Below are 23,755 nucleotides of genomic sequence, written 5' to 3'. Positions count from 1 at the left end.
GGCTTCGACCAAGTCCGGCCCAACGGCACGAAGATGTTTGACGACGCTCAGCGGGGGTAGGCGGCACTGTGATGAATGGCACACCGTCGACCATCCTCCTCATTGCCGACCCTGGTGCCCCGGCTGAGATCGCCGAGCGCCTGGTCGATTCGCTGCCGAAAGAGCTTGCGTCCCAAGAGGGCGGGTGGGACGTGTCGGTACGGTGCGACCCACACCCGATCGACGAGCACTCCGAGGTGGCGGACGTGGTCCGCACGGTCGACCCGGCAAGCGAGACCCAAGACGTCGTCATCTATCTGACCGATCTGCCGCGACGCAAGGAAACCACGCCGGTCGTGGCCGACATCAGTGTCCAGAACCGGTTCGGACTGATCTCCATCCCGGGGGTCGGTGGTCTGTCCATCGCCCGCCGCGTCAAGAACGTCGCCCAGACGGTGGTCGCCGAGGTGACACAGCAGCCGGAGCAGCAACATCGATCGACGAGACGGCTGACGCGCATGCAGGACGACGACATCGTCCGTTACGTGGCGCCCTCGGGGCTGTCGCGATTGCGGCTTCTGATGGGCATGGTCTACGCGAATCGTCCGTGGCGATTGGTGGCAGGCATGTCCAAGGTCATCATGGCGGCGTTCGCCACGGGTGCGGTCAGCCTGGCGTACCCGACCATATGGCAGTTGTCGGACACCATGGGGCCGTGGCGGATGAGCGTCGCGACCATCTTGGCGACCGCCGCGATGATCGCGTGGCTCATCCTGGAGCACGAACTCTGGGAACGCCCGAAGTCGGCCGGGGAACGCGAACGGGCGGCGCTGTACAACGCGGCGACCGTCGTCACTCTCACGATCGGTGTCGTCATCTTCCACGTCGGACTGTTCCTGCTGCTTCTGCTGACCGCGTGGTGGACGCTGCCCCCGCAAATGGTCGCCGAGAACATCGGCCACCCCGTCGACGTGCCGACCCTGCTGAGGATGGCCTGGCTGGTGGCAGCCATCGCGACGCTCGGCGGAGCGCTGGGATCGGGCATGGAGGACGACGAGGCCGTGAAGGAGGCGGCCTACGGCGTTCGGCAGCGCCAACGGTTCGACGATCGCCGCGACGAGGAGAACTGACGCTCGCGAGTCGATCCCACCATCACGCAGCGAGCGCGGGTGTGCATTCCCCGTTTCGGGCGCGACCACCGGGTCACGACGCATGTCGCGGTCCGGTCCTACGGCGCCTGCTCCGGGGGTAACGTCCAGGGTCCCGGTCGTCGTCATCGGCGAGACACCCGATCGGGAGGGGAGCGCTCACGTGAACGACACCAGTGCCGAGGTCGTGGTCGGCGTCGACGGCAGCGACAGCGCGACGGTGGCAGCCTGCTGGGCTGCGGCGGTGGCCGTGAAACTGGGTACCGCGGTGCGCCTCGTGCACGCCGTGCCGGAGACCGGGTTCGCGCTCGGTGAGACGACCGCCGCGATGCGCGCCGCGGCGATTGAGAGTCTGTCCGCGAACGCGGAGCGGATGCTCGACGACGTCCGCTCGGCTGTCGTTGCCGCGCAACCGGAGTCGTCGGTGTCGACCGTGGCGATTGCCGAGCCGGTGGACAACGCTCTGATCGCTGCCGGCGCGCACGCGCGCCTGATCGTGCTCGGTGGCGTCGAAGTGCGGCTCGCTGCGGCCGTGCTGCTCGGGTCCACGACTCTGCGGGTCGCCGCGGGTGCGCAATGTCCGGTGGTCGCGTTCCGCGGCAGTGCCCTCGAACCCTCGACTGCGCCCATCGTGGTGGGTCTCGACGACAGTTCGTCGGCCCTGGCTGCGCTCGACGTGGCGCTCGCCATGGCGGAGGCCTTCGGCGCCCCGGTCCGGGTGGTCCACGCGTGGACGCTGGCGTCGATCCCCGACGACGTACCGGGATTCCCCGACTGGGAACAGGTGAACGCGGCGGCGCAGGCTCGCATCACCGCCATCGTCGACGACGCGCAGCGCCGCCATCCCGGGGCGCAGGCGACCATCGTGTGGGAGCGTCCTGGCCCGAGTCGCGCCCTACTCGACCACCTGGACGACGCTCAACTCGTCGCGGTCGGCAACCGCGGACGGTCGCTCTTGGCTGCCGCCATGCTGGGCTCCACCGGCCTGAACCTGCTGCACAACAGCAAGGTGCCTGTCATGGTCTGCGACCGCGGAGTCCGGGTGTCCTAGTCCCGGGCCGCTCAGACCCCGGCCGGCACCCGCGCCGAGGTGGTCATCTCCTGCTTGAGTGCGGTGAAGTCCGAGATGGTCTTGGTCGAGACGGTCGCCACCGGACGCGCATTGCGGCCCGTCGCCTCCCGCTTGGACACCATGACCACGCTGTCGATATAGGGCTGGATGGTCGTGGCGTTCTGCACGGTCGCGACGATGACGAGCTGAAAGCCGAACTTGCGGAACGCCTGTAGTGCCTGCTGGGCGAACTGCGGATCCGACTTCGAGAACGCCTCGTCGAGCATCAGCTGCGCGAACACCGGCCGGTTGTCGGTGCTGTCGGGGCTCGCCAGGTTGAAGCTCAGCGCGCCGGCCAGGCAGAACGCCATCAGCTTCTCCTGCTCACCGCCCGAATTGTCCCCGGCGTTGCTGTGGGTGCGGATCAGTTCCTCGGTGCCCGTGTCCCATTCGGCGCAGTCGAAGGTGAACCGGTTGCGAACGTCGAGTGCGTCGCGCGTCCACGCCTTGTCCTCCGGTGCGGTGGACGCCAGCCGATTGCGCAACCGCAGGATGTCGGCGTACTGGTCCAGGATGGCCTGCTTGTCGCCCAGCCCGACCTCGGCGATGCGCCGCGAGATGGCCTTGACGATCTCGGTCAGCTCCGACACCGCGGTGAGTGCGCGGGGGTTGGCGCGCAACGTCAGCCGGGTGCCGCGGTTGAACTCGACCGACCCCAGACCCGTGTTGACCCTGGCGATCTGGTCGCTGATCCGACGGGTCTCCTGCTCGGCCACCCGGTGCAGCGTCAGGATCGCGTCGGGGGCCTGCTCGGTGACCAGGCGCATCATCCGCTCGTAGGCCTCCGGCAGCTCGCGCTCGTCGATGTGCCTGCACAGTGCGACGTAGTCGTGCACGCGTTCGTCGAAGACGTCGCTGTCGTTGGGCACCGAGTCGGGGAACGCCGTGTCGAACGTGTTGAGGATCCGGGCCAGTTCGTCGTAGGAACGCCGACGGCTGTCGCGCAGCTGTTCGCGCTCGCGCCGGATGGCGGTGAACACCGCATCGCGGTGCGGCTCGGGGTCGAGCAGATCAAGGGTCACCGGCACGTCGTCGGCGTACCGGTTCAGCAGGTCGGTGAGCGGCTCGGACACGAAGGCGGGCGCCAACCTTTCCTGCAACTCGAGCAGGCTGGTCCGTCGACGGTCGAGGTCGTCGCGGCGGGTCTGGATCGCGCCGCGGCGGGTCATCAGCGTCTGGATCTCCTCCCAGCACTGGTCGGCCCGAGCATTGAGCGCCTCGATGTCCGGGTGATCGGCCAGCAGCAGTTCGTACTGCTCGCGCAGCCGGTCGGCATGCCCGTCGGCGGTCTCGACGTCCACCTGGTTCCACTGCGGGAACTGTTCGCAGATCGCCTTGCACGCGGCGGCCCGGTCTCGCCACCGTTGGCGCTCGGCGGCGATGTCATCGGCTGCGCGCCGAGCGGCCTGGTACGCCTCCTCGGCCGCGGCCAGGTCGACGGTGAGCGCATCGATCTTCGCGGCGACGTCACCCTGGAACAGGTACTCGGACTGCCGCAGCGGTCGTCGGTCGTCCTTGATCGCCAGCCGGTCGGAATCCTTGTACAGCCCGGCGTCGGTGACCGCTCGCCGGAAGCGCGCAAAGACGTCGGGGGTGTCGACGCACACGTGATCGCCCGCTGCGGCGACCACGTCGGCGGCTTCGGCCGCGCAGACGTGCGTCGGATCGACCACGAAGAGCTTGCCTGCCAGCGTATTGGGTTGTGCCTCCGCGGGTTCGGCGCCTGCGAGGCTCGAGCGCACGTGGTGCAGCTGCAGCCGTCCGCCCATGTTGGTCTCGTTGACGAAGCGCAGGACGGCCGCGTGGTGCCGGTCGGGGACCAGTAGCCGCAGCCCCACGCCCCGCAGCACCTTCTCGACGGCGACGCGCCACCGGCTCTGGTCGGGCCGCAGGTCCATCAGCTCGGCGACGTAGGGCAGCTCACCGGGATCGATCCCGACTGCGGCGCAGATGTGTTCGCGCATCGTGGTGGCGAACTCCGGCAGTGCCGACCCCACGTGTTCGACGCGCTTGAGTTCCTTGGCGGCTTCGTCGCGCACGAGGCGTGCCGACTTCTGGGCGTACTCCGCGTCGGTCGACGCCTCGCGCCCCCGGTCCAGTTTGGCGAGCAGCTCGTTGGCCTGCGCCGCGAGTTCCTCGCGCAGATTCCAGAATTCGTCGGCGGTGTCGGGGACGTCGAGGCCCTGCGCGATCACCAGCGTCTCGTAGGCGGCGCGCCGGCGCGACACCTCCTCGGCTTGGGCTTCGGCGCCTGCCACCTGTGACTGCAGCGGCCCGATGCTGGCACTGGACCCGCTGATCTGGGCGTTGAGCGAATCTCCCTCGGCCTTGGCCAGGTTCAGCTGGCGGGTGACGTCCTCGTATTCGTTGCCGAGCTGGTCGATGGTGGCGTCGAGCGAGGTGATCTGCGACGGGCAGCGAGCCAACCGCTCGTGGTCGGTGTACGCCCGGACCATCGCCTGGTCGACCAGGTCGATGATGCCGAGGTCCGACGATTCGGAGGCATACCGCTGCTGGACCTTCTCGATGTCGCCGAGGATCTTGCGCTTGCGTTGCGCGACGGCCAGCAGCTCCCTGGCCTCCACCAGCGGGTCGATCTGCTTGAGTGCTTCCGGCAGCCTGGCGAGGCTGTCTGGTTCGTCGAGCATGAACTCCCGGACGAACTGCTCGAGCCCGCCAACGCTCTTGAGCGACTTGGCCTTTCCGAGCAGCTGCTGGGCGGCGTCGGAGGCGCGGATGCCGATGGTCGCGTAGAGCTGCGCGAGATACTGCGACTCCACCTTCGTGGAGAACCGCCAGTGGTCCTTGAACACGCCGGCATCGAACCGGCCTGCTGCCCAGCGGTTGCAGACGTCTTCGATGTCGCGGTCACCGTCGGCCAGGACGAATCGGCTCGACGAGTCCGACCGGTTCTCACCGGTCAGCCACTTGAGGACCAGGCCGGTGACGGTGCGGCCGGTGGTGCTCGCGTAGGTCACGGCGATGGCGGACCAGGCGGTGCCGTCGCCGCGCAGGTACATCACCCGGCTGACGCCGTTGTCGCTGCGCTGGCCCCATGCGCCGCGGACGTATTTGTCGACGGTGCGGCGGCCCGCGCTCGACCCGGCCGCCGAGTTGTCGCCGGAGGCGTTGAAGTTGCGGCGGTTGAAGGGGAGGAAGCCCAGCGAGATGGCGTCCAGCAGTGAGGACTTGCCGCTGCCGGATGCGCCTGCGATCAACGCTCCACCCTCGGTGAACGGGATGGAGTGGTAGCCGTCGAACACGCCCCAGTTGATGACCTGCAGGCGGGAGAGGTGGAACTGCTCGGTCATTCGTAGTCTGCTTCCTGGTCCTGCGGAGCCGGTGTGCCGCCGCTGAGCAGCAGTTCGAACTGCTGCTGCAGTTCGGCGATCACCGACGCCGTCATCACCGCGGTGATCACCGGGCTCACGGTGTAGCTGTCTTCGTCGTCGCGGCTCTTGCGCAGGATCTCGAGCCCGGTGAGTCGCGCGATGGCGGCGTCGATGCGGGCACCGAACGTCACGGCGTCGCGGTCGACGTCGTTGAGCACGCCGGAGAACAGTCCGTGCACCTCGTCACGGCTGATGAGGACGGTCTGGTCGCCGGATGCCCGCATCATCTGGGCCAGGTGCAGAGCGAGAATCGAGTCGTACGTGCCGAGCGGCTCCCGCCGCAACAGCTTGACGCCCCTTGCCGATTCGTAACGGGCCTGCTCGACGAACGCGACGTCGGCGCCTTCGACGATGCGCAGGACGAGGTCGAGTTCGGACAGTCGCACGGTGAGCTGGAGGCGGTACTCGAGCACCCAGGTGTAGAGGTCGCGGTCGGTCTCGGCGCTGATGTAGCGCCGGGTGAGCAGATGCTGCAGTGCCCAGCAGGCCCGGTCGGGTAGCTCACTGACGTCACCGTCGAACCTGGGCCGTCGCCGCTGCGGGGTCCTCGCGGTCGAGTCGACGTCGGGCAGTGCCGAGAAACCCGCGTAGTCGGGGGACTGTTCGACGGTCACGATGCCACCGCGACCAGGCTCGAGATCGGTTCGGTGAACACGAGTTGGGGGACCTCCATCTTGCGGTCGCGTCCGTCCAGCGAGCGGAACCGCACGGTGACCGTTTCGGTCGGTTGGTCGGCAGTCACCGCGGCGGGCTGCTTGAGTGCCCAGGACCACAGCACGATGACGTGACCCAGATAAGCACCCTGTCCGGTGGCGGAGACGAGGTCGACCGCGTCCGCGAGCGCCAGCGGACCTTCGATGATCGCGCAGTTGATCATGTCCGACATGGCGGGCGCGTCGACCTGAGTGGTCAGTGCGGCGAAGCTCTGCAGGTCCACCTCGCCCTCGGCGGCGTGCGCGGGCTGGGGGCGGGACAGATCGCCGATCCGGAAGCTGAGCGCACCGACCGAGCTGATCGCGTGGCGGGCCAGCGGGAGCTCGATGTCGAGCCGGGAGTCCGTCAGCGACGCCTTGAGCAGGGTGCGCGCCGCGCCGATGGCATCGCCGAGTTGCCGGGCGACGCCGCGGCTCTGCTCCAGGGTGCCGAAGGCCGTGAAGCGTTTGACGCGCTGCGCGCACCGCTGCTGAATGCGTTCGACCTCGTCGATCTGATGGCCGACGAGTTCGAAGAACCCGGCCATCACCGTGCGCAGCGCGGGATCGAGTGCGGGCAGCGCTTCGGCGACGGCGGCGACGTCGGCCTCGAACTCAGCGCGCTGCTCGGGATCGTTGATCATGCGAAGGAAGGCACGGTGGCTGTCCCGGCCCTGGGAGTCCCAGGCCGCCTGGTAGTCGGCGTACATCTGGCGCTGCCGGTCGCGGTATTCGACGTTGCTGTCGATCGGATCGCCGAGCGCGGCGGTGGCCTGCTCGATCATGGTCCCGTACTGGCCGATGTCGGTGATGAGCCGTTCCATCTGCAACGCGATGGCGTGCGCCTCGTCGTACATGTCGGTGACCTCGGTCTCGGGGCGCACGTGCCCGCGCTCGAGGTCGTCGAGTTCGGCGCGCAGCGCCTCGATCTCGGCTTCGATGCCGGCGCGGATGCGGTCGGGGTCGTTGCCGACGCGCAGGGCGATCTGCTTGAGTCGCGACGCTATGCCGTTGATCGATCCGCCCGTAGCGATGGTGTCCTGACGGCGCATCCCGCGGAGCAGGTCGAGCGCCCGGCGCGCCTCCTGCGTGAGGTAGCAGAGGTTGCGTTCGTGCCCGGCACGCGTGTCGGCCACGCGGTGCAGCCACCCCTGACTGGCCCACGACTTGATCAGACCGAGTCCCGATTGCTCGGCGCCCGGGCGGCCGAGTTCGTCGAGGTCGCGTTCCAAGCGGACCACCAGGTCGGTCTCGGCGACCACACCACCGTTGAGGTGGCGTTCCATCAGCGTGGCGTACACGCCCAGGTTCAGCGTGGCCAGGAGCCGGATGGTCGGGGAACCCTGGATCTCGCGGTTGAGTTCGACGAGGTCGGTCGCCGACATCGCGCTGTGGTGGTCCACCTACCTCCCTTCGGACGCGCTCGTGCGGTGGCTCGGACGGTCCAACATAGGCCACCGCGGGGACACCGATAGGCGGGGAGGTCGGTTGCCAACGGCGTGTCGGGAAAGGGCGGGTCTCACCTGGCGCACGGGTTCCATCAGCCTCACCCGTCACGGAAGGCGCCGGCGCACCTCGCTCGCTACGCGTCGTGTGAGTCGACGAGATCCACCACCTCGCGCGCGCATCCCCAGCCCAGCGTGACGCCCGCGCCGCCGTGGCCGTAGTCGTGGATGACGCGCGCGCCGGAGGCCAGTGGCTCGTCCTCCTCGAGTCGGACGGTGGGCCTGCCGGGGCGCAGTCCGACCACGTGCTCGAGCACCCGCGCGTCGCGCAACTCGGGAACCAGGTCGCGGCATCGTTCGACGATCGCCTCGCCTGCCGCGAGGTCGACGCTGGTGTCCCAGGCTCCCTCGTCGAGGGTGCCGCCCAGGATGCAATCGTTGGTCCGGGGGTGGACGTACGCGCGGCCGGCTGGATGGTCCTCGTCGCGGACCGACAGGCTCAGCCCCGGGTTCGTCACCCGGACGATGCGGCCCCGCACCGGGTGCACTGACCGATCGCACACCAGGTCCCGTGCGCCGAGGCCGGTGCAGTTGACGACGACGTCCGAGCCTGCGGCCACCTCGTCGAGCGCCTGCACCCTTCCCTGGCTGAAAGCCCCACCGAGACCGAGCATTCGGCGGTGCAGCCACGGCAGGTACAGCGGCATCTCGGCCGATGGAACCGTGAACCGCAGACCGTAGGGGTAACCCCCCGGTAGTTCCTCGGCCACCGCAGAGCGCACGGAGTCGAGCGCCTTGGTCCACGCCGGTTCGCCGGGTGGGGTGCGATAGAGCTGTAGCGACTCCCGCATGACGAGCCCCGGCACACCACGTGCAGCGTGCTCGGCCAGGACGGCGAAAGTCTCGCTGCCCCAGGCCGCCACCCGTTCGGGCGGCCCGACGTGAGTGGGGAACCACACGGCCGCCGCGATCGCCGACGTGGTGGCCGTGGGCGGATCGGCGGCCACCATGCGCACGCCATGGCCGGCCTCGAGAAGCCGGATCGCCGCCGTCAGTCCGACGATGCCTGCGCCGACGACGACGATCTGCAACGGACGGCTCGTCGTCTCCGGCATTCCACGTCCTCTCCGTCGGTGTCACCGCCACGGTCGCACACCCTTGACTGTCGCGCGGCGTGGCTGTTAGAAAGGCGCCGACCGCGCTGTTGAGCGATCGCCCAGCTTCGTGGATCCGTCACGGAAGGTCATGGCATGAGCACGCTTGGCTCCGAGGTGTACTACGACCCCTACGACACCGGGATCGTTGGGGACCCCTATCCCGTCTACGCCCGTCTGCGCGACGAGGCGCCGGTCTACTACAACGAGCGCCATGACTTCTGGGCCATCTCGAGGCACGCCGACGTCGAACGTGCGCTGGCCGACTGGCAGACCTTCTCCAACGACCGCAGTGACATCCTCGAACTGATCAAGTCGGACTTCGAGATGCCCGATGGCGTCATGATGTTCGAGGACCCGCCAACCCACACGATGCTGCGCGGTCTGATGTCGCGGGTGTTCACGCCCCGTCGGATGGCGGCCCTCGAGGATCAGATCCGGGCCTATTGCGTCGACTGCCTCGACCCGCACGTCGGATCCGACGGCTTCGACGTCATCGCCGAACTGGCATCGATGATGCCGATGCGAGTCATCGGAATGTTGCTTGGCATACCGGAATCCGAGCAGACCGCGGTGCGCGACGCCAACGACGCCAATCTACGGACCAGACCCGGGGCGCCGATGAAGGTGACGAACCCCGACGCGATCGCCGACGGACGCATGTTCGCCGACTACGTGCAATGGCGCTCGGAGAACCCATCCGACGACCTGATGACGTCACTGCTGAACGTCGAGTTCGTCGACGACACCGGGGTGACGAGGAAGCTGACGCGCCAAGAGGTCCTGCACTACACGCAGGTCGTCGCCGGCGCGGGCAACGAGACGACCGGTCGGCTCATCGGTTGGTTGGCGAAGGTCCTCGCCGACCACCCGGATCAACGCCGGATGGTCTGCGAGGACCGGACACTGCTGAACCGCACCATCGACGAGACGCTGCGCTACGAACCCACCGGCCCGCACGTCGGCCGGTGGGTAGCACGCGACACCGAACTCCATGGCCGCACCATCCCGGCGGGCAGTGCGGTGCTGCTGCTGTTCGGCGCGGCCAACCGGGACGAACGGCGGTATGCCGATCCCGATGCGTTCGACGTCCACCGGGAGAACATCTCCCACCTCACCTTCGGCAAGGGGGTGCACTACTGCTTGGGCGCGAACCTCGCCCGCCTCGAAGGGCGGGTCGCACTCGACGAGATGCTCAACCGATGGCCGGAGTGGGGAATCGACTACGACACAGCCGAATTGGCCCCCACGTCGACTGTGCGGGGCTGGGAGCGGCTCAGGGTGTTGCTGCCCTGAGCCGCCAGCCACCTACTGGTTCGACGCGATCTCGACCTCGGCCGTCGCCTGGATGAGGGCGAGCAGCTCGGGATCCAGACCGGGGGAGAACTCCTCGCGGCGCTCGGGTGCGATCGTGATCGGAACGCCCTCGGGCATCACGGCCGTGCTGAGTTCGGTTCCGTCGTTGGACGGTGACGCACCGCGGTAGAGCTTGGCGGCCTGGCTCTTGTCGTCGGCGCTGAACGTGAACTGCACGCTCTGCAGACCGGTGTCGAGGAGCTTCTTGACCTCGGGGAACGCTTCGGCGTTGGTCTTCGGGATCGGCAGCACCGAACCCCAGTTGACGCCCAGGCTCTCGAGCGCCTTGGCGAACGCGTTCTCGTGAGCCTGATCCCGCACGATGAGATACGCGATGGTGGAGCGGGCAGTCTTGTTGTCCGTCATCTCGTAGATGCGGCACTTCTGCAGGCGGCCGGTCGATTCCAGCATCAGGTTGTACAGCAGGTCGAGCACGAGGTTGCCGCTGTTGTAGACGTACGAGCCCGACCACGGGTTGCCCGCGGCGTCGACCGGCAGCGCGCCCTGGGCGCCGACCAGGTAGTGGTGGATGTTGCTGGTGTCCAGCGCGATCTTCAAGGGCGTCGCACCCTTGGCGCCGGGTGCGTCGACCGGATCGGTCTTCTTGCCGTTGTACTTCGGCGAACCGTCGAGCAGGCGTGAGATCGTGGTGCCGATCAACTCGACGTGGCTGATCTCCTCGGTGCCGACGCCCTGCAGCAGGTCCTTGTAGGGCTTGGAGGCGACGTCACCACGGAAGTTCATGCTCTGGAACAGGTACTGCATCATGGTGCGCATCTCGCCGAACTGACCGCCCAGACCTTCCTGCAACGCGTTCGCAGCGGCAGGGTCGGGCTCGTCGACGGCGATTTCGTTGATCAATTGCTCGGTGTGCAGGTACATGGGTCTCCTTCGAGTTGCGGGGCAGCGGTGCGGTAGCACCGGACGGGGTCACGGGCACTTACCGCAAGATGCGTCGCGTGCGCAGGACGCCCGACGGACGTCGACGTGCGCAGAGATGACGAAGCGGCACGAGCCAGCCTTCAATCAGTAGCGGCCGCTGCTACTCCACGGTCTTGAAGCCAGCGACAGTCTGCGCGTACCCGCGAGGTGCCTACGCAAACGTCACGGGAACCAGCAGGCTCGACGCCACGCGCCGCCGCCGTGAACTGCGTTGCGCCCTCTTGCGTTCGGCAGCGTGCCGCAGAGCGGTGCGCAGCCCCACGCCGGGCGCCGACGGCTGGGCGACGAACCGCTGTTCGGATGCGGTCTCGGGCGCATCGTCGGACGTGGCGGAGAGGAAGCGGTCCGGGACGGCGAGCTTCAGGATCGTGCGCTGGGCGCGGAGGAACTGTCGAACCAGCGACTCGCTGTTGTACGGCAGGTCGTATTCGTGGCAGAGACTGCGCACGCGCTTGGAGATCGAGGCGTACCGGTTGCTCGGCAGGTCGGGGAACAGATGGTGTTCGATCTGGTAGCAGAGGTTGCCGCTCGTGAACGCCAAGACCTTGCCGGCGTCGAAGTTGGCGGTGCCGAGCATCTGCCGCAGATACCACTCACCGCGCGTCTCGTCGCGGACCGCCTCGGGGGTGAACTTCTGGGCGCCATCGGGGAAGTGACCGCAGAAGATCACCGCGTACGCCCACAGATTGCGCAACAGGTTGGCGGTCGCGTTCGCGGTCAACGTCCGGCGCCAGCGTCGGCCGCTCAGGGCGGGCACGTAGAGGTAGTCCTTGAGCATCTGCTTGCCGGCCTTGTGCTTGAACGCCCTGGAATACTCGGCCGCCTCGTCGGTGGACGTGGCGCGTTCTTGGTCCGAGTGCAGACCGTGTCGGGCGATGCCCCACTCGAAGGTGACTGCGAGCAGGAGGTTGTGCAGAGGCTGGATCAGGTTGCGCGGTTGCCACGGTTCGTCACGCGTGACGCGCAGGACTCCGAACCCGATGTCGTCGTCGAGATCGAGCACGTTGGTGTACACGTGGTGGCGGAAGTTGTGCGAGTACCGCCACTGCGAGGACGGCCCCACCATGTCCCATTCCCAGGTGGTGGAGTGGATTTCGGGATCGTTCATCCAATCCCATTGGCCGTGGCCGATGTTGTGGCCCAGTTCCATGTTCTCGATGGACTTCGCCACGGCTAGGGCCGCGGTCCCAAGCGCCCACCCGGTGCGCGATCGCGTCGTGTGGATGACGAGGCGCGCGGCGATGTCGAGTGTCCGCTGCAGGAGGATCGACCGACGGATGTAGTTTGCGTCGCGAGATCCTCGGGAGGCCTCGATCTCGCTTCGCAGATCGTCGAGACGGCTGCCGAGTTCGTCGACGTCGGCCGGGGTGAGGTGTGCGTATGCGGCGACGTCAGTGATTGCCATTGGGCGACCTTGCGTCGTGAATCGCAGACGATGGAAAGTGGTTGCGCGAGTCGATGATCGGCGGGCCTAAGAGGTGGTCGGCATGAATAAGTGTGTGGGTCATGTGTCCTCGGATGAAGCCGGTCGAGACGGCACCGCGAAAGTGAGTGGTCGGGGCGGAGTCGGTTCAGCGGCGGGTACTGCACGCCGGAGGACGGCGAGGTCGCGCTGAAGGGCTTCGGATGTTCGGCGTTGAGCGGTCGCTCGCAGCCCTGCGCAGGGCTGCCCGAACGGGCTGGTTGCCAGCCCTTGGAAGTCTACCCACCAGTAGCAAGAACAGCCACCTCTACCTCGTCGCCGCACCACGCCGGGACGGTCGAAGTTTCCAAAAGCCCTCCCGAGGGAGGAAGGTAGGAGCAATGACAGCGCGGTGCCGCACCGGCGCCCCACCAGACGTACGCCTCCCGTTCGGCTGAATGTGGCCTTCCGCGAGCAACTCAGCGCCTCCATCGACGGTCGGCGCGGCGAGACCGCCGCGAACCGCCTGTGCCAAGCATGCGTGGAATTGTTCGACGTCGACGCGGCTGCCATATCCCTGGTGTTCGACGGGTCCAACGTCGGGACGCTGGGCCACAGCGGCGGTCCGGCGCGCGACTACGACGAAGTGCAGTTCACGATCGGCGAGGGGCCGTGCCTCGACTCCGTCACCGATCGGCGGCCCGTGCTGGCGACGGACCTGGCCGACCGACGCGAGGTGCGTTGGCCGCTGTACGGCCCGGCCATGGTCGAGCTGAGCATCCGCGGCGTGTTTGCGATGCCCGTCGTGATCGCCGGCGAGTACGTGGGAGCGCTCGACCTGTTCCGTTCCGACCCCGGCCACCTGAGCGAAACACAGCTCGCAGGGGCGATGCTGGCCGGTGAGATGGCGGCCCTTCCCATGCTGGATCTGATGGACAGCACCCTGGTGGCCGCCGCGACCGACCCCTCTACCGATGCCTGGGCCGAACTCAACGCGCTGAGCCGCGTGGAGGTGAGTCAGGCGACGGGCATGCTGGTGGCCCAACTCGGTGTCGAGCCGACTGAGGCGTTGGTACGCCTGCGGGCTCACGCCTACGCCGCAGGAAGGGGAACCACCGACGTGGCGCGCGACGTCCTCGACCGCCGATTGCGATTCGAAGCCGACCGAACGGTAGATGAAGATGACTGAACCCTCCCGCGAGATCGAGGTGCTCGCCGCCGTCGTCACGCTCGTCGACAGCCTGCTCGACGACTTCGACGTCGTCGACCTACTGACCGGTCTCACCGAGCGGTGTTCCGAGCTGCTCGACGTCACGGCTGCGGGAGTCCTGCTCGCCGACCCGAGGGGGCGACTGCGGTTGGTGGCGGCCACGTCGGAGGCGGCCCGGGAACTCGAGTTGTTTCAGCTGCAGGCGGAGCAGGGTCCGTGCGTGGACTGCTACCGAAGCGGCCAGCCGGTGTCGGTCGAAGACCTCGCCTCGACGGGGGACAGGTGGCCCCGGTTCACCGCCGTTGCGCTGGAGGCGGGCTTCGCCTCGGGGCGCGCGATCCCCATGCGGGCCGCAGGCATGGTGCTGGGAGCGCTGGGATTGTTCGGTGACCGGTCGGGGCGGCTGAACAACGCCGATCTCCTGGTGGCCAGGACGCTCGCGCACGTGGCGTGCGTCGCGGTGCTGCAGGAGCGCGCGCCGACGCCCGCCACGGTGGGGCCACCGCTGCAGGCGGCGTTGAACCGCCGCATCGTCGTGGAACAGGCCAAGGGGTTCCTCCGGGAGACGCTGAACGTATCCGTCGAGGAGGCGTTCACCCTGCTGCGCAGTTACGCGCGTGAGCATGGCCAACACCTCAGCGACGTTGCGGAGACGTTGATGCGCGACCGTGACGGCCGTCCAGCGCTGCTCAGCGAGCTCACCGCGATGACGGCGCGCTGAGCGTCACGACGCCTGGTGGCGGATCCGCGCCCGGCGCACCGCTTCGTCCACCAGGCGTTGCGACACGACGTGCAACTTGACGTTCTCTGCCTGACTGATGTGGACCAGGCGCGCGAACGCCTCGTCGCCGTCGGCTCCGGTCCGGCTACGGATGATGCCGATGGCCTGGTCGATGATCGCGCGACTGTCCAGCGCGCGTTGCAGACGGGTCGTGCGATCCCGCGCGTCCGACAGCAGTCGCGCATTGTGGATGGCGACGGCTGCCGGTCCGGCGAACAGTGACCCCAGCTCGACGGCATGATCGGCGAAGACAGCGCGCCGTCGCGCATAGGCGTTGATCGCGCCGATGACCCGGTCGCCCACGACCAGGGGTAGCGACAGCGCGGAGTGCACACCCATCCGCGCGACGCGACCGCCGAAGCGTGGCCAGCGTTCGTCGCATCCGAGCGAACCGCTCACGCTCGGACGCCCGGACTCCATCGCGGTAAGACACGGTCCCTCGTGGAACTGGTCGTACTGGACGGCGTCGATGTCGGTGACGAAGTCCGCCGTCGCGGAGGTGCTCCGCACGCCACTTCCCGCGTGCTCCTCGACCAGCGCGATGCCCGCACCGTCGACGTTCGGGATCGCACGGGCGGCGAACTTCGCCACGGCGTCGAGTGTGTCGCCTGCGCCGAGCGCACCGGCCACCATCGCCGAAACGCCCGCCAGGCCGTCCCGTAGGTCGACCTCGTCGGCGTCGAGGCGTTCCTGGGTCATGGCTTCGTCGACGGGTGCGTCGCGGCCTGGTTGGGTGTCGTAGTCGGCCAATCGAACCTCCTCCCGCCTCGCGACGGTAGGCGGTGATGCGGGCGTGTGCTGGGGGAAAGATACCCGCCAGGGCAGTCCGACAATCAGCGTCGGACGTCAGTCGACGAGCGACAGCGCGTGTGCCCTGCGCAGCTTGCCCGACGGGGTCTTCGGGATGGTGCCCGGTTCGAGCACCACGACGTTGCGTGGACGCACGTCGACCTCGGCGAAGACCTGGTGGGCGACCTCGCGCTCGATGCGCCTGACCTCGTCGTGGTCGTCGAACGCGGCGGACTCGACGGCGACGGCGAACGTCTCCCTCTTGTGCCCGGCGTTGAGGCGCACGGCAACGGCACACCCGGGGCGGACACCGTCGACGCGGACTGCCGCGCGCTCGATGTCGGTCGGATAGATGTTCTTGCCGGCCATGATGATGACGTCCTTGAGCCGGCCGCAGACCACGATCTCGCCGTCCTCGGTCAGGTAGCCGAGGTCGCCCGTGTCGTACCAGCCCTGCTCGTTCTGGGCGCCGATGAAGCCCGCGACGGTCGTGTAGCCCTTGGTGACGGGGGCTCCCCGCACCTCGATGACGCCGACCCCACGTGCCGACACGACGGCATCCTCCTCGTCGACGATGCGCACCTCGATGCCCTTCAGCGGCTTGCCGAGGGATACCAGGCGCCGCGTGTGGCCCTTGGTGGCTGGAACCGCGCGGTGCAGCACCGCCAGCAGGTCGGCGTCGACCTCCTCGACGACCATGCCGCCGCCGCACTCGGAGAACGACACCGCCACCGTGGTCTCGGCCATCCCGTACGCAGGGATGATCGCTTCGGGCCGAAGACCGAATGGTGCGCCGGCGTCGCAGAGATCCTCGACGTCGAGCGGGTCGACCTGTTCTGCGCCGGAGAGCGCCCAGCGCAGCGACGACAGGTCGTACTCGCCGGGGATGGCCTGCCTGCGCAGACGCTTGGCGAACAGGTTGTAGGCGAAGTTGGGCGCAGCGGTCATCGTGCCCCGGTACCGGTGAATGAGCTTGGCCCACAACAGCGTGTCGCGCAGGAAGTCCATCGGAGTGACCTTGACCAGCTCGGCGCCGTAGTACATCGGCACGGTCAGATACCCGGTCATGCCCATGTCGTGAAAACACGGCAGCCAGCTGACGATCACGTCGGTGTCGATGTCGAAGTCGCAGCCGACGATCATCGCCTCGGCGTTGGCGACCACGTTGGCATGGGTGATCTGCACCGCCTTGGGAGATCCGGTCGATCCCGAGGTCAGCTGCATCAGCGCGATGTCGTCGTCACCGGTGGGAAGTGGATCGACCGGGTCGTGGCCCAGCAGGTCGGCGATCGTCAGCACGGTGATGCCCTGCCCGGCGAGCAGCGGAGCCGCGGGCATGAACAGATCCGAGACGATCACCGCGGCGGCGTCGATCATGTCGATGACCGCCATGGTCTCCTCGGCCCACCGGACGAGATCGGTGCGGGGTGTCGGCTGGTGCAGCATCGTAAGGCTCGCACCGCGCATCCAGATGCCTTGGGCCGTCGGCGCGATCTCGACGGGTGCACCGGCCAGGACGGCGAGGGCACTGCCGCGCCCGACACCCGCGGCAGCAAGGCCACCGGCGATGCGGCGGGCGCGCTCGTGCACCTGAATCCAGGTGTGCCGCACCGGTTCATCGGGCTCGCCCGTAACCATCCCATTCGTGCTGTTGCGGGCGTTGTTGAACATGGTCTCGGTGAAACTGCTCACCACGGTCCTCGATATGCCCGGCGACCGTGCACCGGCGGCATGATTGTTGCGTGGGTCGCGACGGTCGTACCGTCGGACCCTGAACGCAGCGTGAAACCCAGGGACGAACGTCCATGCGAGCGAGTCGCATCGGCGGGGAGGGGATCGCCACCGTGACGTATGCGTCGAGGCTGGGTCGTCAACCTTCGTGCGACGGTACCGCGTCGCCCGCCGGAACCAGCATTCTCCGGTGTTGCCGGCAACCGAGCGCGTCGCGGCATGGGGCGCGCAGGCGCTCGCCGCGCCATTCCGCAGGCCGGATTACCGCTGCGAAGAAGGGGTAGACCGCGCGCATGGCGAAGATCGGATACTTCCTGTCCTGTGAACAGTTCGGCCCCAAGGAGCTGATCGACCAAGCGAAGCGAGCCGAAGCGGCCGGTTTCGAGGCGCTGTGGATTTCGGACCACTTCCATCCATGGAACGACGAGCAGGGGCAGAGCCCGTTCGTCTGGGGCGTCATCGGTGCGTTGTCCGAGGCGACGTCGCTACCGGTGACCACCGGCGTCACGTGCCCGACCGTGCGCATCCATCCCGCGATCATCGCGCAGGCCGCCGCGACCGCCGCCGTGCAGCTCGACGGCCGGTTCGTGCTCGGCGTGGGGACCGGTGAGGCCCTCAACGAGCACATCCTCGGTGACCCGTGGCCGTCGGTCGGCGTGCGGCTGGAGATGCTCGAGGAGGCCGTCGACGTCATCCGAAAGCTGCACGAGGGCAAGGAGATCAGCCACCACGGCCTGCACTACGAGGTGCAGGAGGCGCGCATCTACACGCTGCCGGAGCAGCCGGTTCCGATCTACGTGTCGGGCTTCGGGCCCCAGGCTGCCGAGTTCGCGGGCCGCCTCGGCGATGGCTTCTGCACGACCATGCCGGACGCGGACCTGATCAACACGTTCCGAAAGGCGGGCGGCGGTGACAAGCCCGTGCAGGCCGGTACGAAGGTCAGCTGGGACCGCGATCCCGACGCGGGTCTCGACGCCGCCCACCGCCTCTGGGCCAACGAGAGTCTGCCCGGTCAGCTCGCCCAGACCCTGCCGCGTCCCAAGGACTTCGAGGATGCGATGAGCCTGGTGCCGCGCGAGAAGGTAGGCGAATCGGTCACCTGCGGGCCCGACCCGGACGCCCACGCCCAGCAGATCCGGCCGTACCTCGAGGCGGGTGTCGACGAGGTTTACGTGCAGCAGATCGGCCCGGATCTGGAGGGCTTCTTCGGCAGTTGGGAGCGCGACGTCCTGCCGCAACTGCGGGGCTGACTCAGTCCTGCACGCCCCACACCAGACAGAACGTGTGGCCGGCCGGATCCCGGAACACCCGGAACGGGTCGTCGATCTCGTTTCCGACGCCCGGGATCCGGGCGGCGCCGAGGGCAAGCGCCTGCTGCTCGGCCTCGTCGGGGTCCTCGACCCGGACGTCGAGGTGGAACTGCTGGGACGCGTGCGGGTCGGGGAAGCTCGGCGGTTCGTGCTCCGGTGAGCGTTGAAACGCCAGCCGAGTTCCGCTGGGCTCGTTGAGGACCACCCAGTCGTCCTCGGACTCCGTGGCGTTGATCTCCCCGCCGATGAGCCCGGCGTAGAAGTCGGCGAGAGCGCGAGGGTCAGGGCAGTCCACGACGACGGTGCGAAGTCTTCCGATCATGAAAGCTGGATTGCCACCGGACGACTGGCCGAAACGGTCAGACGCCGCTCGAGACGCGTCGAGCCGGGTGACCGAGGCCGAGATGGTCGCGCAACGTGGTGCCTGCGTAGTCGGTGCGGAACACGCCGCGCTCCTGCAGAAGGGGCACCACCTGGTCGACGAACGGGTCGAGGCCGCCGGGCGTCACGTGCGGGACCAGGATGAAGCCGTCGCTCGCGTCGGACTGAACCAGGTGATTCATGGACTCGGCGATGGTGGCGGCCGAGCCGATGAAGTTCTGCCTGCCCGTCACCTCGATGATCAACTCCCGGGTGGTCAGGTGCTCGGCCTCGGCCTTCGCGCGCCACTCATTGGCGACCGCGATGGGGTCGCGGTGCATGCGGACGCTGGCACGGCCCTTGGCGATGGTGTTTTCACCGACCATCGGGTCGACGGTCGGCAGCGGACCGTCGGGGTCGTGATCGGACAGGTCGCGGTTCCACAGTTGCTCGAGGAACTTGATCGCCGTCGCGGGCGACACCTGTGCCAGCCGTACGTCGTGCGCGATGTCGGCGGCCTCGGCGTCGGTGTCGCCGAGGACGAAGGTCGCCGCGGGCAGGATCAGTAGTTCGTCGTCGCGGCGACCGTACTTGGCGAGGCGTCCCTTGACGTCGGCGAAGAACGCCTGGCCCTGCTCGAGGGTGCCGTGTCGCGAGAAGATCGCGTCGGCGGTCGACGCGGCGAACTCGCGCCCGCGATCGGAGTCACCCGCTTGGAAGATCACCGGTCTGCCCTGGGGGCTGCGCGGGACGTTGAACCGGCCGCCGATGTCGAAGTGGTCGCTCTGGTAGCTGAATTCGCCTGCATGGGGGTCGGACAGAAAGGTCCCGGAGTCCTTGTCGGCGACGATCTCGTCTCCCCGCCAGGAGTCGAACAGCGTGTGCGCGGCTTCGAGGAAGCTCTCGGCGCGTTCGTACCGCTGATCCTCGGAGAGGAATCCACCCCGGCGGAAGTTCTCGCCGGTGAACGCATCCCACGACGTGACGACGTTCCACGCGGCTCGACCGTCGGAGAGATGATCCAGTGACGCGAATTGCCGCGCCACCTCGTACGGTTCGTTGAACGTGGAGTTGATCGTTCCGGTCAGGCCGAGGCGTTCGGTGACGGCGGCGAGCGCGGTGAGCACGGTGAAGGTGTCCGGTCTCCCGACCACGTCCAGGTCGTAGATCTCGCCGCCCTGCTCGCGGAGCCGCAGCCCCTCGGCGAGGAACATGAAGTCGAACTTGCCTCGTTCTGCGGTCTGCGCGAACCGTACGAACGAGTCGAACTCGATGTGGCTGCCCGACTCCGGGTCACTCCACACGGTGGTGTTGTTGACGCCGGGAAAGTGGGCGGCGAGGTGAATCTGCTTCGTGGGCTTGGTCATTGATGTCCCTGCTGCTCAGGCGTCGGCATAGCGGTTGACGGGCCGGGGGAGTGCGAACGCGTCGCGGAGCGTGCGCGCCGAGTACTGCTCGTGGAACAGCCCGCGCCGCTGCAGCTGCGGGACCAGTCCGTCGACGATCTGCGTCAAGTCGTGGGGCAGCGTCGCAGGCCGCAACCGGAAGCCCGAGAGGCCGGCGCCGTGCCAGTCCTGCAGGAGGTCGGCCAGCCCGGCCGGGGTGCCCACGAACGAGTGGGCATCGCTCGGTGGTCGGTCACCGGCACGGTCGTCGAGGCGTGAGCGCCGCGCGTGGGCCGCGGCGTCGTCGCGGTCGAGGGTCACCTCGACGTCGGCGAACACCCGCGCCGGTTCGAGACTCGCCGGCCGGCGGGTGGTGATGGCGTCGACGATGGCCCGTGCCTGCGAGGCGTCGCGAGGGGTGACGAAACCGAGGTCGGCGCTGCCCGCAACGAGGTCGTAGGCAGGGTCGCCGTGGCCGAGGGCGGCCACGATCGGTTGACCCTGTGGCGGCCGCGGCGTGATCGACGGTCCCCGCACCGAGAACGTCGCGCCCTCGAAGTCGATGTAATGCAACTTCTTTCGGTCGATGAACCGGCCGGTTGCGACGTCGCGGATCTCGGCGTCGTCCTCCCAGCTGTCCCACAGCCGACGCAACACCTCGACGTAGTCGGCCGCTTCTCCGAGCGCGTCGGCACCGGAGGGCGCTTCGCGTCGCCCGAAGTGCCGTGCCGCTTCGGGGCTGGTGGTGACCTGCACGCGGACCCCCGCGCGGCCGCTGCTGACGTAGTCGAGCGTCGCGATGGCCTTCGACAGGTGGAACGGCTCGGTGTGCGTGACGATCGCGGTCGGGACGAGGCCGATGTGACGGGTCAGCGGGGCCACCCTGGCCGCGGTCAGCACGGCGTCCAGTCGGCCGCGGACGCGGTCGGTGCGGTCGTCGGCATGCAGCGGATCGTCGTACTGCGGGATCAGACCGTCTTCGATCGTGACGAAGTCCAGCAGACCGCGCTCGGCTTCGGCGACGAGGTCGGCCCAATATCGGGCGGTCAGCAGATCGAGGGGCCTGGCGTCGGCCTCACGCCACGACGCGGGGTGCCATCCGGTGCCGTCGAGCGCGACGGCGAGGTGAAACGGCGCAGTGGACACGGTGCTCGCTTTCGGTCGCGGTCTCGTGAGTCAACGGTGGGCGACGGCTGGTTGATTCCACAGCGGCGGCGTCGGCGGCGTCGGTGCGGCCCGGGCTGGCTGCCTGATGCGCCCCGACCAGCCAGAACGGCGCCATTGCCGCGGACGTCGGAATTCGACTCGCGCAGCGTTTTAGTGGCTGGGCTCGATTCACGGCGAGTCGATCTATGGCTACCCATCGCCGCGCTCGCGACACTGACGCGGGTGACGACTATGCACGACGGCGAATGGCAGGGTCCACGACCGCTGGTCGAGGAATGGGAGTGGCAGCACCGGGGGAGCTGCCGCCGTCTGCCGCCCGAGGTGTTCTTCCCCGAGGATTCCGGGCGGACGGGTCTGCGGGCGAGGGAGGAACGCGCGAAGCAGATCTGCCTCGACTGCCCGGTGCTGGACCGCTGCCGCGAGCATGCGCTGTCGGTGCGGGAGACGTACGGCGTGTGGGGCGCCATGTCGGCGCGCGACCGGGCGAAGGCGTTGGCGGCGCGCGCGGGTTGAGCCGCGCTACGACGCGTCGACGGTCGTCCGCTGCGCCCCTGCGTCGCGGACCGAGCGGGCGAGTAGGCCGATGGAGTCGGCCGAACTCGAGCCCGCGGCCGTCGTCACCATGCACAGCGACTGCTCGGGTGACCGCGCCAGCACCAGGTTCTGCTGCGTGATGGTCACCGACCCCACCGTTGGGTGCCGAAGTTCGTAGGACCCTGCCTCGCAGGGCTGCACCCGATGGTCGCTCCACATCGTCACGAACTCCGGGCTGTTCATGGACAACTCACCTATCAACTCGGCCAGTGCCGCGTCGTCGGGATGACGTCCGGCCACGTGTCGCAGGTTGCCGACGAGTGTGCGGGCCTTGCGGTGCCAGTCGACGTACAGCTCGCGGGTATGCGGGTCGCGGAATGCCATTCTGGCCAGGTTGGGGCGGTCCGCAGGCCGATCGACGGAGTCTCTCTCGACGTGGCCGGCAAGCAGCGCGTGCCCCAGGTCGTTCCATGCGAGCACGTCGGTGCGCCGGCCGATGACGAGCGCGGGCACGTCGACGAGGGAACGCAGCAGGTCCCGGGTCGCGGCGTCGACCTTCTCGACGGGGGGCCGCCGCCGGGGCTTCGGACGGCTGGAAGCCAAGTCGTGCAGATGGCGCCGTTCGTGTTCGTCGAGCCGCAACGCGGTGGCGATCGCATCGAGGACCGCCTCCGAGGCGTTGACGGACTGACCCTGCTCCAAGCGGGTGTAGTACGACGCGCTCACCCCGGCCAGTCGAGCGAGTTCCTCGCGCCGCAGGCCGCTGACCCGACGCCGTTCGCCGAACGTCGACAGGCCCACGTCGTCGGGGACGAGCCTGGCTCGACGCGCGCGCAGGAAATCGCCGAGGGACGCGGAGTTCATCCTTCGACTATGCGCTTCCTCGCGAGCGCGTGACTGATCCTGGCAGGGGTAGGCACCGCAGGGGCTGGTTGACGGGCCGGGGTGGTCGGCAGCCTTGGGGCATGAACGAGATCGTGTTGGGTGACGTGTCCATCACCCGGGTCATGGAGTACTTCGGTTCGGTCGAGTTGTCGCCGTCGACCTTCTTCCCGGACAGCTCCGACGACGCCTGGCGGCGCAACGAGGACTGGCTGGCCCCAGACTTCTGGGATCCGGCCGCCGACGTGTGCGTCAGCGCCATCCAGACGTGGCTGTTGCGCAGTGCGGGCAGGACGATCCTCGTGGACACGGGCGTCGGCAACCACAAGCAACGGCCGCACGCCAAGGTGTGGGACCACCTCGACACCGACTTCCTCGGCAACCTGAGCCGGGCCGGTGTCAGCCCCGAGGACGTCGACCTGGTAATCAACACTCACCTGCACAACGACCACGTGGGCTGGAACACCTACCTCGACGACGGCTCGTGGGTGCCGACGTTCCCGAATGCCACGTATCTGATGCCACGGCGCGACTTCGAGTACTGGGATCCGGACAACGGCCACGTGCCGCGGCGGGGGCGGGGCAACGAGAACGTCTTCGAGGACAGCGTGGCTCCGGTGCGCGACGCGGGCCTCGTCGAACTATGGGACGACGGCTTCGACATCGACGGCGCGCTGCGGCTGGAGCCGACCCCGGGGCACACGCCCGGCTCGTCGATCGTCGCGCTCGAATCCGGCACGGACAGAGCGCTGTTCGTCGGCGACATGCTGCACACCCCGCTGCAGTTCCTCGAACCCGAGGTCAACAGCTGCTTCTGCGTCGACCCCGACAGTCGAGGGCGACGCGCCGTCGCATCCTCGGCCGGGCCGCCGACACCAACACGCTGGTGTTCCCCGCCCATCTGGGCGGCCACGGTGGCGCGGAACTGCGCCGCGACGGAGAAGGGTTCACCATCGCGCAGTGGGCGGCGTTCGCCCGGGTGACC

20 protein-coding genes are annotated in these 23,755 nt (G+C 68.3%); 8 read left to right on the top strand and 12 right to left on the bottom strand.

Features of this window, described 5'->3' with window-relative positions; translation table 11 throughout:
* Positions 1–71 precede the first annotated feature (71 nt).
* Positions 72–1,109, top strand: a complete 1,038-nt coding sequence (locus G6N61_RS07285) for a hypothetical protein (RefSeq protein WP_163917927.1) — start codon at positions 72–74, stop codon at positions 1,107–1,109.
* Between the two features lie 181 nt (positions 1,110–1,290).
* Positions 1,291–2,178: a universal stress protein gene (locus G6N61_RS07280; protein ID WP_163917926.1), complete on the top strand. Its 888-nt coding sequence runs from the start codon at positions 1,291–1,293 to the stop codon at positions 2,176–2,178.
* 11 nt (positions 2,179–2,189) lie between these two features.
* On the opposite strand, the gene G6N61_RS07275 is transcribed toward G6N61_RS07280, so the two are convergent.
* The 4 genes from G6N61_RS07275 to G6N61_RS07260 all read right to left on the bottom strand — a co-directional run bounded on the left by G6N61_RS07275 (position 2,190) and on the right by G6N61_RS07260 (position 8,882).
* On the bottom strand, positions 2,190–5,549 hold the full coding sequence (locus tag G6N61_RS07275; RefSeq protein WP_163917925.1) for an ATP-binding protein: 3,360 nt from the start codon (positions 5,547–5,549) through the stop codon (positions 2,190–2,192).
* Complete coding sequence (locus tag G6N61_RS07270) at positions 5,546–6,244, bottom strand: DUF4194 domain-containing protein (RefSeq protein ID WP_163917924.1); 699 nt, start codon at positions 6,242–6,244, stop codon at positions 5,546–5,548. Before G6N61_RS07270 ends, G6N61_RS07275 begins: the two co-directional genes overlap by 4 nt.
* Entirely contained in the window at positions 6,241–7,707 is a 1,467-nt protein-coding gene (locus G6N61_RS07265) for a DUF3375 domain-containing protein (protein ID WP_163924650.1), read from the bottom strand. Before G6N61_RS07265 ends, G6N61_RS07270 begins: the two co-directional genes overlap by 4 nt.
* A 197-nt stretch (positions 7,708–7,904) precedes the next feature.
* Positions 7,905–8,882, bottom strand: coding sequence for an FAD-dependent oxidoreductase (locus G6N61_RS07260; protein WP_163917923.1), 978 nt, complete (start codon positions 8,880–8,882; stop codon positions 7,905–7,907).
* A gap of 135 nt (positions 8,883–9,017) precedes the next feature.
* On the opposite strand from G6N61_RS07260, the gene G6N61_RS07255 reads away from it, so the two are divergent.
* On the top strand, positions 9,018–10,217 hold the full coding sequence (locus G6N61_RS07255; RefSeq protein WP_163917922.1) for a cytochrome P450: 1,200 nt from the start codon (positions 9,018–9,020) through the stop codon (positions 10,215–10,217).
* 12 nt (positions 10,218–10,229) lie between these two features.
* Here G6N61_RS07255 and G6N61_RS07250 read toward each other — a convergent pair whose 3' ends face one another.
* Together G6N61_RS07250 and G6N61_RS07245 are read right to left on the bottom strand one after the other, a co-directional pair.
* Complete coding sequence (locus tag G6N61_RS07250; protein WP_163917921.1) at positions 10,230–11,159, bottom strand: manganese catalase family protein; 930 nt, start codon at positions 11,157–11,159, stop codon at positions 10,230–10,232.
* 211 nt (positions 11,160–11,370) lie between these two features.
* Entirely contained in the window at positions 11,371–12,624 is a 1,254-nt protein-coding gene (locus G6N61_RS07245; RefSeq protein WP_163917920.1) for a fatty acid desaturase family protein, read from the bottom strand.
* Between the two features lie 457 nt (positions 12,625–13,081).
* Here G6N61_RS07245 and G6N61_RS07240 point away from each other — a divergent pair, with 457 nt between their 5' ends.
* Together G6N61_RS07240 and G6N61_RS07235 are read left to right on the top strand one after the other, a co-directional pair.
* Positions 13,082–13,810 carry a GAF and ANTAR domain-containing protein gene (locus G6N61_RS07240; protein WP_163917919.1) on the top strand — a complete coding sequence of 243 codons (729 nt, stop codon included), beginning with the start codon at positions 13,082–13,084 and terminating at the stop codon, positions 13,808–13,810.
* The gene (locus tag G6N61_RS07235; protein WP_163917918.1) at positions 13,803–14,552 is read left to right on the top strand and encodes a GAF and ANTAR domain-containing protein; all 750 of its coding nucleotides are present in this window, start codon (positions 13,803–13,805) and stop codon (positions 14,550–14,552) included. Before G6N61_RS07240 ends, G6N61_RS07235 begins: the two co-directional genes overlap by 8 nt.
* A gap of 3 nt (positions 14,553–14,555) precedes the next feature.
* Here the strand turns inward: G6N61_RS07235 and G6N61_RS07230 are convergent, their stop codons facing one another.
* Positions 14,556–15,362, bottom strand: coding sequence for a GAF and ANTAR domain-containing protein (locus G6N61_RS07230; protein ID WP_163917917.1), 807 nt, complete (start codon positions 15,360–15,362; stop codon positions 14,556–14,558).
* Between the two features lie 96 nt (positions 15,363–15,458).
* A complete protein-coding gene (locus G6N61_RS07225) occupies positions 15,459–17,093 on the bottom strand; it encodes a fatty acyl-AMP ligase (protein ID WP_163917916.1) in 1,635 nt (544 codons plus the stop codon).
* A 332-nt stretch (positions 17,094–17,425) separates the two neighbouring features.
* Between G6N61_RS07225 and G6N61_RS07220 the strand changes: the two genes are divergently transcribed.
* Entirely contained in the window at positions 17,426–18,382 is a 957-nt protein-coding gene (locus G6N61_RS07220; RefSeq protein ID WP_163917915.1) for an LLM class F420-dependent oxidoreductase, read from the top strand.
* A gap of 1 nt (position 18,383) precedes the next feature.
* On the opposite strand, the gene G6N61_RS07215 is transcribed toward G6N61_RS07220, so the two are convergent.
* Genes G6N61_RS07215 through G6N61_RS07205 form a run of 3 tightly spaced genes read right to left on the bottom strand, consistent with a single transcriptional unit; the run spans position 18,384 to position 21,333 of the window.
* The gene (locus G6N61_RS07215; protein ID WP_163917914.1) at positions 18,384–18,764 is read right to left on the bottom strand and encodes a VOC family protein; all 381 of its coding nucleotides are present in this window, start codon (positions 18,762–18,764) and stop codon (positions 18,384–18,386) included.
* A gap of 37 nt (positions 18,765–18,801) precedes the next feature.
* Positions 18,802–20,169 (bottom strand): NtaA/DmoA family FMN-dependent monooxygenase, encoded by a 1,368-nt coding sequence (locus G6N61_RS07210; RefSeq protein WP_163917913.1) that lies wholly within the window; start codon positions 20,167–20,169, stop codon positions 18,802–18,804.
* 15 nt (positions 20,170–20,184) lie between these two features.
* Positions 20,185–21,333, bottom strand: a complete 1,149-nt coding sequence (locus G6N61_RS07205; RefSeq protein ID WP_163917912.1) for an LLM class flavin-dependent oxidoreductase — start codon at positions 21,331–21,333, stop codon at positions 20,185–20,187.
* Positions 21,334–21,585: 252 nt separating this feature from the next.
* Between G6N61_RS07205 and G6N61_RS07200 the strand changes: the two genes are divergently transcribed.
* Positions 21,586–21,867 (top strand): WhiB family transcriptional regulator, encoded by a 282-nt coding sequence (locus G6N61_RS07200; protein ID WP_163924649.1) that lies wholly within the window; start codon positions 21,586–21,588, stop codon positions 21,865–21,867.
* 6 nt (positions 21,868–21,873) lie between these two features.
* Here the strand turns inward: G6N61_RS07200 and G6N61_RS07195 are convergent, their stop codons facing one another.
* A complete protein-coding gene (locus G6N61_RS07195) occupies positions 21,874–22,752 on the bottom strand; it encodes a helix-turn-helix transcriptional regulator (RefSeq protein ID WP_163917911.1) in 879 nt (292 codons plus the stop codon).
* Positions 22,753–22,853: 101 nt separating this feature from the next.
* On the opposite strand from G6N61_RS07195, the gene G6N61_RS07190 reads away from it, so the two are divergent.
* Positions 22,854–23,753 (top strand): MBL fold metallo-hydrolase, encoded by a 900-nt coding sequence (locus G6N61_RS07190; protein ID WP_235887436.1) that lies wholly within the window; start codon positions 22,854–22,856, stop codon positions 23,751–23,753.
* Positions 23,754–23,755 lie beyond the last annotated feature (2 nt).

Source organism: Mycolicibacterium arabiense (assembly GCF_010731815.2).
GTDB classification, from domain to species: domain Bacteria; phylum Actinomycetota; class Actinomycetes; order Mycobacteriales; family Mycobacteriaceae; genus Mycobacterium; species Mycobacterium arabiense.
This window is presented reverse-complemented; position numbering and strand designations above follow the sequence as displayed.